Annotated in this window: 11 protein-coding genes; 3 read left to right on the forward strand and 8 right to left on the reverse strand. The window is 62.3% G+C overall.

Annotation, left to right across the window (positions count from 1 at the left end):
- Nucleotides 1-155 precede the first annotated feature (155 nt).
- Nucleotides 156-1,010 (reverse strand): signal peptidase I, encoded by an 855-nt coding sequence (lepB, locus tag KDB76_RS23015; protein WP_003258486.1) that lies wholly within the window; start codon nucleotides 1,008-1,010, stop codon nucleotides 156-158.
- Nucleotides 1,011-1,015: 5 nt separating this feature from the next.
- Nucleotides 1,016-2,815, reverse strand: coding sequence for a translation elongation factor 4 (gene lepA / locus KDB76_RS23020; RefSeq protein WP_013973995.1), 1,800 nt, complete (start codon nucleotides 2,813-2,815; stop codon nucleotides 1,016-1,018).
- A 202-nt stretch (nucleotides 2,816-3,017) separates the two neighbouring features.
- On the opposite strand from lepA, the gene KDB76_RS23025 reads away from it, so the two are divergent.
- Nucleotides 3,018-4,211: a hypothetical protein gene (locus KDB76_RS23025; protein WP_144084447.1), complete on the forward strand. Its 1,194-nt coding sequence runs from the start codon at nucleotides 3,018-3,020 to the stop codon at nucleotides 4,209-4,211.
- Between the two features lie 77 nt (nucleotides 4,212-4,288).
- Here the strand turns inward: KDB76_RS23025 and KDB76_RS23030 are convergent, their stop codons facing one another.
- The 4 genes from KDB76_RS23030 to rpoE all read right to left on the reverse strand — a co-directional run bounded on the left by KDB76_RS23030 (nucleotide 4,289) and on the right by rpoE (nucleotide 8,090).
- A complete protein-coding gene (locus tag KDB76_RS23030; protein WP_024087677.1) occupies nucleotides 4,289-5,722 on the reverse strand; it encodes a DegQ family serine endoprotease in 1,434 nt (477 codons plus the stop codon).
- Between the two features lie 189 nt (nucleotides 5,723-5,911).
- The gene (locus tag KDB76_RS23035; RefSeq protein ID WP_038410113.1) at nucleotides 5,912-6,874 is read right to left on the reverse strand and encodes a MucB/RseB C-terminal domain-containing protein; all 963 of its coding nucleotides are present in this window, start codon (nucleotides 6,872-6,874) and stop codon (nucleotides 5,912-5,914) included.
- A 12-nt stretch (nucleotides 6,875-6,886) separates the two neighbouring features.
- Entirely contained in the window at nucleotides 6,887-7,477 is a 591-nt protein-coding gene (locus tag KDB76_RS23040; protein WP_013973999.1) for an RseA family anti-sigma factor, read from the reverse strand.
- A 31-nt stretch (nucleotides 7,478-7,508) separates the two neighbouring features.
- Nucleotides 7,509-8,090, reverse strand: a complete 582-nt coding sequence (gene rpoE, locus KDB76_RS23045) for an RNA polymerase sigma factor RpoE (RefSeq protein ID WP_003252049.1) — start codon at nucleotides 8,088-8,090, stop codon at nucleotides 7,509-7,511.
- Between the two features lie 434 nt (nucleotides 8,091-8,524).
- Between rpoE and nadB the strand changes: the two genes are divergently transcribed.
- Entirely contained in the window at nucleotides 8,525-10,129 is a 1,605-nt protein-coding gene (gene nadB, locus KDB76_RS23050) for an L-aspartate oxidase (protein WP_013974000.1), read from the forward strand.
- 118 nt (nucleotides 10,130-10,247) lie between these two features.
- Here the strand turns inward: nadB and KDB76_RS23055 are convergent, their stop codons facing one another.
- Entirely contained in the window at nucleotides 10,248-10,706 is a 459-nt protein-coding gene (locus KDB76_RS23055; protein WP_024087679.1) for a protein YgfX, read from the reverse strand.
- The gene (locus KDB76_RS23060; RefSeq protein ID WP_003252043.1) at nucleotides 10,690-10,944 is read right to left on the reverse strand and encodes a succinate dehydrogenase assembly factor 2; all 255 of its coding nucleotides are present in this window, start codon (nucleotides 10,942-10,944) and stop codon (nucleotides 10,690-10,692) included. The genes KDB76_RS23055 and KDB76_RS23060 overlap by 17 nt, the downstream gene beginning before the upstream one ends.
- 133 nt (nucleotides 10,945-11,077) lie before the next feature.
- On the opposite strand from KDB76_RS23060, the gene KDB76_RS23065 reads away from it, so the two are divergent.
- Nucleotides 11,078-12,019 carry a folate-binding protein YgfZ gene (locus KDB76_RS23065; RefSeq protein ID WP_024087680.1) on the forward strand — a complete coding sequence of 314 codons (942 nt, stop codon included), beginning with the start codon at nucleotides 11,078-11,080 and terminating at the stop codon, nucleotides 12,017-12,019.
- Nucleotides 12,020-12,039 lie beyond the last annotated feature (20 nt).

Consider the following 12,039-nt stretch of genomic DNA (forward strand, 5'->3'; position numbering starts at 1 on the left):
ACCCGTTCGTTGTTCAACGCGTTGTTCAAATCAACATCCTGAAAGACTGTTTGGCTGTGGCCCGCCGCGATGTGCGACGAATCTCCCGATCCCTGAGAACACAGCCTATGTCAGAAATGCATTCGGCGCTGCCTGCAGGCCAGCGCCGATGGGTATCAATGGATCAGACCGACCCGCGACAGGTTGGGCAGGTGGCTGAGCTTGGGCTCTGGCCAGCTCATCCACACCGCGAAGGCCTTGCCGACGATGTTCCGGTCGGGAACCATGCCGTGCAGTTCCTTCGGGATGTTCGGGTCATCCCAGTAACGGCTGTCGTTGGAGTTGTCGCGGTTGTCGCCCATCATGAAGTAATGGCCTGCCGGCACGGTCCATTGCTGGTCCGGCGGCATGCGATAACGGCTCATTTCCTTGCGAATCAGGTGTTCGGCCTCGCCGAGCTTTTCCTTGTACAGCTCGGCGCTGCCCAAAGTGCCCGGCTCGGTGCCCACCAGTTGTTCGGCAATCGGCTGGCCGTTGACGAACAACCGCTTGTCGCTGGTGTAGCGCACCTGGTCGCCCGGCAGGCCGACCACACGCTTGATGTAGTTGACGTTCGGGTCGCTAGGGTAGCGGAACACCATCACATCACCGCGTTGCGGGTCACCCACCTCGATGACCTTCTTGTCGATCACCGGCAGGCGAATGCCGTACGAGAACTTGTTCACCAGGATGAAGTCGCCCACTTCCAGGGTCGGTTTCATCGACCCCGAAGGGATCTGGAACGGCTCGACCAGGAACGAACGCAGCACCAGCACGATGAACAGCACCGGGAAGAACGACTTGCCGTACTCGACCAGCAACGGCTCCTTGCCCAGGCGCTCGACCACCGCCATCTCGGGCTGGCTGACGCTGCCCTGGTAGTTGGCGATTGCCGCACGCCGGCGCGGGGCCAGGAACAGCAGGTCGATCAAGCCCAGCAGGCCGCAGACGAAGACGGCGATGACTAGCAACAGCGGGAAATTTAGCGACATAGGACCTAGCTATCCAACCTGAGCACGGCGAGGAAGGCTTCCTGTGGAATTTCCACGTTACCCACCTGTTTCATGCGTTTCTTACCGGCCTTCTGCTTCTCCAGCAGCTTCTTCTTACGGCTGACGTCGCCACCGTAGCACTTGGCCAGTACGTTCTTTCTGAGCGCCTTGACGGTTGTCCGCGCAATGATCTGGCCGCCGATAGCTGCCTGGATCGCCACGTCGAACATCTGCCGAGGGATCAGTTCCTTCATCTTTTCGGTCAACGCACGGCCCTTGTAGGCCGCGTTGTCGCGGTGCACGATCAATGCCAAGGCATCGACCTTGTCGCCGTTGATCAGTACGTCCAGCTTGACCAGATTGGCCGACTGGTAGCGATCGAAATGATAGTCCAGCGAAGCATAGCCGCGGCTGGTGGACTTGAGGCGGTCGAAGAAGTCCAACACCACTTCGTTCATCGGCAGGTCGTAGCGCACCTGCACCTGGCTACCGAGGAACTGCATGTCGCGCTGCACGCCACGCTTCTCGATGCACAGGGTGATGACGTTACCCAGGTGCTCCTGCGGCACCAGGATGGTGGCGGTGACGATCGGCTCGCGGAAATCGGCGACCGCCGAGACGTCCGGCAGCTTCGACGGGTTGTCGACGGTGATGGTCTCGCCGGTTTTCAGTTCCAGCTCATAGATCACGCTTGGCGCGGTGGTGATCAGGTCCAGGTCGTATTCGCGCTCCAGGCGCTCCTGGATGATCTCCATGTGCAGCATGCCGAGGAAGCCGCAACGGAAGCCGAAGCCCAGGGCGTCGGAGCTTTCCGGCATGTATTGCAGCGACGAGTCGTTCAGCGTCAGCTTCTGCAGCGCATCGCGGAAATCCTCGAAGTCGTCGGAGCTGACCGGGAACAGGCCGGCGTAGACCTGCGGCTGAATCTTCTTGAAGCCTGGCAGCACTTCGACCTCAGGGGTCGCGGACAGGGTCAGGGTGTCACCGACCGGGGCACCGTGGATGTCCTTGATGCTGGCGATGATGAAGCCCACTTCGCCGGCCTTCAGGTCAGCGGTCTGGGTGTGCTTCGGGGTAAACACGCCCACGCTGTCGACCAGGTGCACCTTGCCGGTGGACTTGACCAGGATCTTGTCGCCTTTCTTGACGCGACCGTGTCGCACGCGCACCAGCGAGACCACGCCCAGGTAGTTGTCGAACCAGGAGTCGATGATCAGCGCCTGCAGCGGCGCCTCGATATCGCCTTCCGGCGCGGGAATGGTCTGCACCAGGCGCTCGAGCACTTCGTCCACGCCCATGCCGCTCTTGGCACTGCAGGCCACGGCGTCGGTGGCGTCGATGCCGATGATCTTCTCGATCTCGTCCTTGACGCGATCCGGATCGGCCTGGGGCAGGTCCATCTTGTTCAGTACCGGCATGACCTCAAGGCCCTGCTCGATGGCGGTATAGCAGTTGGCCACGGACTGGGCCTCGACGCCCTGGCCGGCATCCACCACCAGCAGTGCGCCCTCACAGGCCGCCAGCGAACGCGAGACTTCGTAGGTGAAGTCGACGTGGCCAGGAGTATCGATGAAGTTCAGCTGGTAGACCTTGCCGTCCTGCGCCTTGTAGTTGAGCGTGACGCTGTGGGCCTTGATGGTGATACCGCGCTCACGCTCCAGGTCCATGGAATCGAGCACCTGGGCTTCCATCTCGCGTGCCGACAGGCCACCGCACATCTGGATGAAACGGTCGGCCAGCGTCGACTTGCCATGGTCGATGTGGGCGATGATGGAGAAATTGCGGATATGACTCAAATCACTCACGGGTCAACACTCGAAAAGGCTGCGAGCCGGACGCCCGCCGAAAAATAGCCGGGAATTGTACCTTAAGCCGCAGCAGGCTGCCACGCCATCCAGCCGTTGGTGAACATGGTTGCCTGACAGAGGTGCTACCTGACATTTCTGCCAGTACTCACCGCATCGGGAGTCGACCATCCTTGCCAATCTCTCGAACAAGGTGACCAGCATGCCCGAACAACACATGACACCGGGGGATTACGACCCTGCATTTGGAATGAATGGCAGGGCCGAGCTCCCTTCGTTCCATGGCGCTTCAATAGGCCGAAACCTGACTGGCATGGCGCTACAAGGGAGCAGCCTGCTTGTCAGCGCGCTTGCCTTTGACTCCTCCGGGGGGCGTCATTTTGCCCTGACCCGCTTTACCGCAAACGGTTCAGTTGACAACGACTTTGCACAGGGCGGCGTGATCGTTGGCCGTTACGTGATCGACGAGCATGCATCGACTGAAGCGCTAACGGTACTGGCTGACCAACGCTTCACAGTGCTGGGATGGAGTGCCCCTACCTCGAATCTGCTGGCAAAGCCCAGGCTCACCTGTTACGACCGCGATGGCCGAGGAGGTGAACACCAGCTCCTGAGCGTGCCGCCGGATATGGGCATGGTGATTGGTAGCGGTCGCCTTACAAGCGATGGGCCATACCTCATGGTTTCCCTGAACCTCCAAAAGGCTCAAGGCGCGCGTGCCACGATGGCCAGGGTGTACCTGCGGGAACACTCCGGCCAGCCAGCAGCAGGGCTTCAGGAATTCATCGATATTCTACCGGACGCAGGCCAAATTGCTGTCGCCGGAATCGTTCAGTTGCCTGACGGGTTCGTGGTCAGCGGAACCCGCTCGCAGCAGGGGCAGCCCGCAGAAAGCTTTCTCGCTCGCTACCGCCACGACGGCGAGCTGGATTCAGCCTTCGGTGAAGGCGGCACAGTGTATTTCCGGGCTGAGGGTTTCGCTACCGAACTCAACGCGCTGCTAGCCAGGCCGGAAGGACAGCTGCTGGTCGCCGGTAAAGCGACAAACGGAGACAATTCATCACAAGCACTGCTCTGGCAGTTCGATGCCAGTGGCGCGAAGGACCCGACATTTAACGACGGTGCACCGATCCTGGACGACTCAGGCTTTACAGATTGGCGTGCAGTGGCCATCGATGGGCAACATCGGCTGTTTGCGTTCGGCCTGGGCAGGAGCCTGGAAAACCGTCGCTATCTTGCGGATGGCTCCATTGATACATCCTTCCGACCGATCAATGATCTTGTCGGCATTCCCGATGCCATGACTTGCCTGGACAACGGGCAGCGCACTGTGATCGGTTTCAACTCAACCGCAGTTGCTGGATACCTCGGCACGTTGATGTCCATTTTCAACTGAGCCCCCTGAATGACAAAGCCCGGCGCTCACGCACCGGGCCTGTCAAGCCGGACAATGCCTGCGAAGGCAACTACACCTTATTCAGCCAGCTTGAAGGTAATGAAGCTGGCACGGCCCTGACGCAGCACACGCATCGACACCGAACGGTTCTTCGGCAGTTCCTTGGCGATTTCGGTGAATTCCTTGGCCGAACCGATAGCCTGGTTGTTCAGGTGGCTGATCACGTCACCTGGACGCAGGCCGATCATCGCGGCCGGGCCATCCTGGACTTCCTTGATGAGCACGCCACCCTTGAGCTCCAGGGCTTTCTTCTGCTCGGCGGTCAGGTCGGCAACCGAGACGCCCAGGCGGTTGCTGCTACGCTCGGCGCTGCCTTCGGCGCCGGTACCGATGTCAGCGTCTTCGTCGGGCAGTGCGCCAACGCTGATGTCGAGGTTCTGGCGCTTGCCATTGCGGATGATCTCCAGTTTGGCCTTTTCGCCATCCTTGAGGCTGCCGACCAGATGCGGCAGGTCGGCCGACATGATGATCGGCTGGCCGTTCATGCTCAGGATCACGTCACCCACCTGCAGGCCGCCCTTGGCTGCAGGGCCGTTTTCCAGCACCTGGGCCACCAGGGCACCGGCCGGCTTGTCCAGGCCGAACGACTCAGCCAGGTCCTTGTTGACCTCCTGGATCACCACGCCCAGCCAGCCGCGGCTGACCTTGCCGTCTTTCTTCAGCTGATTGGAGACATCGATCGCCACATCGATCGGGATGGCGAACGAAAGGCCCATGAAACCACCGGAGCGGGTGAATATCTGCGAGTTGATACCCACTACTTCGCCATTCATGTTGAACAGCGGGCCGCCGGAGTTGCCGGGGTTGATGGCCACGTCCGTCTGGATGAACGGTACGTAGGTGTCATTGGGCAGGGTACGGCCCTTGGCACTGACGATACCTTTGGTCACCGAATGGTCAAAGCCGAACGGCGAACCGATGGCCAGCACCCACTCGCCCACCTTGAGCTTCTCGGAATCACCCAGCTTGACGGTCGGCAGGTTCTTGCCCTCGACCTTGAGCAGGGCCACGTCGGTGCGCGGGTCGGTGCCGACCAGTTTGGCCTGCAGCTCGCTGCGGTCCGACAGGCGGACGATGATCTCGTCGGCATCGGCTACCACGTGGTTGTTGGTCAGTACGTAACCATCACTGGAAATGATGAAGCCCGAACCCAGCGACTGGGCCTCGCGCTGGCGGTCGCCACGCGGTGAGCGCGGTTGCTGCGGCATGTTGCGCTCGAAGAACTCGCGGAACATCGGCGGCAGGCCTTCCAGGTCGGGCATCTGCCCGGCGGCCATGCGGCGGTCCGGCAGTTTCTGCTTGGTACTGATGTTGACCACGGCTGGCGAGGCCTGCTCGACCAGGGTCGTGAAGTCCGGCAGGGCTTCCTCGGCCTGGGCGCTGAGCACCTGGCCGAGCATCAGCACGGCGGCGAACATCGATAGGTAGGATTTCAAGCGTGGTATTGACATACGGCTCCCGTCACAACGAGCGGTAGTTTAGAAAGGCCCCTGCACAAAACAGGAAAGGCCAGGCTCCTAGAAGCCTGACCTATAGAAAATTTGCCGATGGATTGCAAATGACAATGCTTTAATTTCATTTCAGCGGCATGTCCGCACGCCTTGGCATGGCCTGCACGCCATGCCCGCAAATGCACGCCATCACTGGCGCGCCTGGTCATCCTGGGGGCGCATCGACAGCGCCACACGCTCTGCGGTACCCAGCGGAATCTCGCCGACCACAGTGACCATGACCTTGCCTTTGGGCGTGTTCAGCCGACGCGAGACCGCCGAGGTCGGGCCAAGCTGGGTGCGCATGTCGGTCCCGCCCTCATCCTTTACCGGCTCGAGGAACACCGAGAAGCGCGCCAGGCCATCGTCATACATCAGGCTGCTGACCGTGCTGTCATTCTTGGGGTCGCGGCGTACCGAGCTGTTGACCAGCTCGAAGCCGGGCGGCAGCCAGTCCGAACGCCAGCCGGCGACCGTGTCGTTGGCGGCAGCAGCCACATGCTGCACCGGCTTGCATGCAGCACTGGCGCGCAGGTCATCATCGCTGGGTGCGTCAGTATCGAGACGGGTCATCTGGAAGCGCTCCAGCAACTGCCCTTTGTCGTTGATCATCAACGAGCGCAGCGGCAGGCCAGTAGTGCGGTCCAGGTGCAATTCGAAGGCATAGCGGTGCTGGTCGCGCGGGGTGAGCGTCACGATCACGGCATCGCGCCCGGCGACCCGTGACTTGCCCGCCACGCTCAAGTCATACCAGCCCATCAGTTTCAGCGGATCAAGTACACGCTGCGTAGTGTTCGGGGGCGTCGTCACTCCACTGACCAAGGCCCCGCTGACGCACTCCACCTTGCCATCCACGCGCACGATCTCCTGAGCGGCACCATCGAGCTGCAACAGCCGCTCGCTGACCTTGCCGTCGTCGACCCTGTGCCAGATCTCGTGGGAAGAGAAACTGCCGTTCCGTTCGTAGACAAAAGAGCCTTGGTAGCTCTGCTTTTGCTCGGCCTGTGCCAGCTTGCTCAGCCACTCGCTCGCCTCGGGCGAAGAATTGGCCGCCAATGCTGGCACCGTCACGCAGCTGCCAATCAGCAGCGACAGGAGAGGTAGCGCGCGCATGATCCTCCTTACTTAACGGTTTTCCAGGCTGGCGGCGCGGGCATACGGCAATGCGGTTTCAGTGCCCTTGAGCGCAGATTCCTGGGCATGCTGGCGCAGGTAGCCTGGCAGACGCTGGTCCCAGCCGGCCTGGTTCTGCAGCACGCCGTTGGCCATCGGCCCGGTCGGTTGCTCACTGCTCTCACTATAGCCTGCCAAAACGGCAGGGCCTTGTGCTTGTGGCACACTCAGGCCTTGCTGGGCAGGTTGCTGGGCAGCAAGCTCGGCGCCAGTGATCTCGTCCTGGTTGTACATGCGCACACCGGCCAGCACGGCTACGGTGACCGAGGCAGCTACCGCCAGGCGGCCAATGCTGCGCCATGGCCCTTTCTTGGCCTTGGCCGGCACGGCTTCGTCAGCCAGCGCTGCAGACACCGCCGAGGCGATATCCAGGTTAGGCAGCAGCAGCTCCTTGTGCATGGCTGCGCGGGCAACCTGGTAACGCGACCAGGTGGCACGGGTTTCAGCATCGTCTACGGCGTTCAACACACGACGCAGTTCAAGCTCGTCCGCTTCGTTATCCATCACCGCGGACAGCGATTCCTGCAAAGCTTCACGACTCATGGCGGTTCCTCTCTTGGCTGTCGCCGCTGTCTCAGGTTTCCTGCAGCAAAGGTTGCAGGGCTTTGTCTATTGCCTCCCGAGCGCGGAAGATTCGAGAGCGCACGGTACCCACCGGACATTGCATGACACTGGCAATGTCTTCGTAACTCAGCCCGTCGAACTCGCGCAGGGTCAGCGCCGTGCGCAGGTCTTCAGGCAGTTGCTGGATGGTGCGATGGACAGTGCCTTCGATTTCATCCCGCAACAACGAGCGCTCTGGGGACTCGAGATCCTTGAGACCATGATCGCCGTCGTAAAACTCCGCATCCTCGGAGCTCACATCACTGTCTGGCGGCCGTCTTCCACGGGACACCAGGTAGTTCTTCGCCGTGTTGATGGCGATGCGGTACAGCCACGTATAGAACGCACTGTCTCCGCGGAAGTTGCCAAGCGCACGGTAGGCCTTGATGAAGGCTTCCTGTGCTACATCCTGGGCCTCGTGGGTGTCGTGAACGAACCGCACGATCAACCCGAGAATCTTGTGCTGATACTTCAGCACCAACAGATCGAACGCTCGCCTGTCACCACGCTGAACGCGCTCGACAAGCTGCTGATCCTCTTCCTGGGTTAGCATGAACACTCCTCAGTGAACTCGAAGGAGCGTTGCATCAGCCATCGTTCAGGCTTGCAACCATAGACTCGGGCTTTGCGCAAAAGTTCTCCCCTCCAAGCAAGTTTCCTGCAGCCCTTGGTCGGCTTGCACGAAAGACGCGGCACGGTCACGGCCGGCTACGTCGATAATCAGGTTTCGAGTACGCAGGGACAGCCCGGACAGGCCTGCCGCCCTGCGTCGCCGCGGCAAGTTGTGGCGCGTGGGCAGCCTTCATAGGATTTCCGGCCATGTCGGAAAGTTCCCACAAAGGTTGTCGCGACCAGGCAAGTGGCATGGAAATTGGCCACCCGGGGCTGCTATAAAGGCAACCCGGCCAGCTTTTACGATAGTTTCACAATGCCATCGGCGCGTGACTATTGTGCCGCGCCCCTTCCAAAGAATACTAGTGTCCCGACATGAGCCAACAATTCCAACATGATGTCCTGGTGATCGGCAGCGGTGCCGCCGGTCTCAGCCTGGCACTGAACCTCCCCAGCCACCTTCGAGTCGCCGTACTCAGCAAGGGCGACCTGGCCAACGGCTCGACCTTCTGGGCCCAAGGCGGTGTCGCGGCGGTGCTGGACAATACCGATACCGTGCAGTCGCATGTCGAGGACACCCTCAATGCCGGCGGCGGCCTTTGCCATGAAGACGCCGTGCGCTTTACCGTCGAGCACAGCCGCGAGGCTATCGAGTGGCTGATCGAGCAAGGCGTGCCCTTTACCCGCGACGAGCACTACAGCGTCGACGACGGCGGCTTCGAGTTCCACCTGACCCGCGAAGGCGGGCATAGCCACCGGCGCATCATCCACGCCGCCGACGCCACCGGCGCAGCCATCTTCACCACGCTGCTGGAGCAGGCCCGCAAACGCCCGAATATCCAGTTGCTGGAGCAGCGCGTGGCGGTCGACCTGATCACCGAACGCCGCCTCGGCCTGCCCGGCGAGCGCTGCCTGGGTGCCTACGTGCTCGACCGCAACACCGGCGAGGTGGACACCTTCGGTGCGCGCTTCACCGTGCTGGCCACTGGCGGTGCGGCCAAGGTGTACCTGTATACCAGCAATCCCGACGGTGCCTGCGGCGACGGCATCGCCATGGCTTGGCGGGCTGGCTGCCGGGTGGCGAATCTGGAGTTCAACCAGTTTCACCCGACTTGCCTGTACCACCCACAGGCCAAGAGTTTCCTGATCACCGAAGCCCTGCGTGGCGAAGGTGCCCTGCTGCGCCTGCCCAATGGCGAACGCTTCATGCCACGCTTCGACCCGCGCGAAGAACTGGCGCCGCGCGACATCGTGGCCCGCGCCATCGACCACGAGATGAAGCGCCTGGGCGTGGACTGCGTATACCTGGATATCACCCACAAGCCGGTCGACTTCATCAAGAGCCACTTTCCCACCGTGTACGAGCGCTGCCTGGCCTTCGGCATCGACATCACCCGTCAGCCGATCCCGGTGGTGCCAGCGGCGCACTACACCTGCGGAGGGGTGATGGTCGACGACCGCGGCCACACCGACGTGCCGGGCCTGTATGCCATTGGCGAAACCAGCTTCACCGGCCTGCACGGCGCCAACCGCATGGCTAGCAACTCGCTGCTGGAATGTTTCGTCTATGGCCGTGCCGCCGCCGCCGACATCCAGGCGCACCTGGATGAGGTGACCATGCCCAAGGCCCTGCCCGGCTGGGACGCCAGCCAGGTCACCGACTCGGACGAGGACGTGATCATTGCGCACAACTGGGACGAACTGCGGCGCTTCATGTGGGACTACGTCGGCATCGTGCGAACCAGCAAGCGCCTTCAGCGAGCGCAGCACCGCATTCGCCTGCTGCTGGACGAAATCGACGAGTTCTACAGCAACTACAAAGTCAGCCGCGACCTGATCGAATTGCGCAACCTGGCGCAGGTGGCCGAGTTGATGATCCTGTCGGCCATGCAGCGCAAGGAAAGCCGCGGACTGCATTACACCCTGGATTACCCGGGGATGCTGGACGAGGCCAAGGACACCATTCTCAGCCCGATCTGAAATCGGCGTCGCGGCCTTCGCGGGCCCGCCCGCTCCCACAGGATTCCCACTGCCTTGCAGCCTTGCGCAGTACCTGTGGGAGCGGGCCAGCCCGCGAAGAAGTCAATTCGGTAGGGCTTTATGCCCGGCCCACCCCTGCCCACCTGCGCCGGCTGAATTTCAACCGCACCCGCAAGCGCCTGTGCTCATCAGCCCCCAGCGCATCCCGTGGCACGCATTGGCTCTCCCCCAACCAGCGCCCCGCCCGCACAAAGCGCAACACCACCAGCGCCGGCAACGCCACGCTGTCCCGGCACAAGCGCACCGGCTGCCAGCCACGGGCACGGCTGAACACCTGCCAGCCGCGCACATCACGGCGCAGGCCGACAACGGCATGCTCATGCGTCAGCAGAATACGTCGGGGAATGGCCCAGCCAGCGTGGGCAATACAGGCGGCGACAACTGCAAGGGCCGACCACCCGGGCAGCGGGCTCGCCCATACGGCGAACCACGCCAGTACCTGGCAACCCAGGTAGGCCGCCAGCAGCAGGCGCGAGCCTTGCCAGCGGCACTCGAAGCACTCACTTGGGCTGGACACGGTCCAGGATGATGCGGACCATGCGCTGCAGCTCCGGGTCTTCGGACTCGGTGCGCTCCATGAACCAGCCGAACATGTCCTGATCCTCGCAGCTCAACAGACGCACGTAGAGTTCGCGGTCGGTTTCGTTGAGCGTGGGGTAGACTTCCTGGGTGAAAGGCACCAGCAGTACGTCCAGTTCCAGCATGCCGCGGCGGCTGTGCCAGAAAAGCCGGTTGAGTTCAGTTTGTTCGACCATGGGGCCCTCCTCGAATGGCCCGCCAGTATACAGCCAGGCGAGCGAAGCGACACCGGGCGTTGGTCTAGTCAACTACCTATTTTGTTACCGGCGTTCTATGATGGCCGCCAGTCTTTAGCCACCGCGATGACCCATGGCCGATTCCGCTTTCTTCTGCCCCCTGTCCCACGAGGGCATCCTCGCCGTCCGCGGCTCCGATGCAGGCAAGTTCCTGCAAGGCCAGCTGACCTGCAACATCAACTACCTCAGCCCGGAACACGCCAGCCTCGGCGCCCGCTGCATGGTCAAGGGGCGCATGCAGTCGAGTTTCCGCATCCTGCCCGAAGGCAACGGCTACCTGCTGGCCATGGCCAGCGAGCTGCTCGACGCCCAGCTGGCCGACCTCAAGAAGTACGCCGTGTTCTCCAAGGCCACGCTGACCGATGAAAGCGCTGCCTGGGCACGCTTCGGCCTGCAAGGCGGCGATGCGGCGCTGCAGGCCCTGGGGCTCGATGTGCCTGCGGCAGCCGGTAGCACCGTGCGCCACGACGGGTTGATCGCCATCGCCGTGTCCGCCGACCGCGTTGAACTGTGGGTACCGGCAGACAACGCCGACCGCGTTCGCCAGGCGCTGGCCACCGCGCTGCCCGAAGGCAGCCTGGATAACTGGCTGCTGGGGCAGATTCGCGCCGGTATCGGCCAGGTCATGGGGCCGACCCGCGAGCTGTTCATCCCGCAGATGATCAACCTGCAGGCCGTCGACGGCGTCAGCTTCAAGAAAGGCTGCTACACCGGTCAGGAAATCGTTGCCCGCATGCAGTACCTGGGCAAGCTCAAGCGCCGCCAGTACCGCCTGGCACTGGACCAGCAGGCCATTCCGGCCCCGGGCGTCGAGATCTTCTCGCCCACCCATGGTTCGTCGGTCGGTGAAGTGGTCATTGCTGCCAGCAACGGCACAGGCTGCGAACTGCTCGCGGTGCTCAGCGCCGAAGCGGTGGAAGACGACAACCTGCACCTGGGCAGCCTCGAAGGCCCACGCCTGCAGGTGTTGACCCTGCCCTACGAACTGGACCGCGACCGGGAAATCCAGCGCTGACCAGCCTGCCCCGCCTACAT

Origin of the sequence: Pseudomonas sp. JS425 (genome assembly GCF_018223845.1) — a bacterium.
Lineage (GTDB): Bacteria > Pseudomonadota > Gammaproteobacteria > Pseudomonadales > Pseudomonadaceae > Aquipseudomonas > Aquipseudomonas asiatica.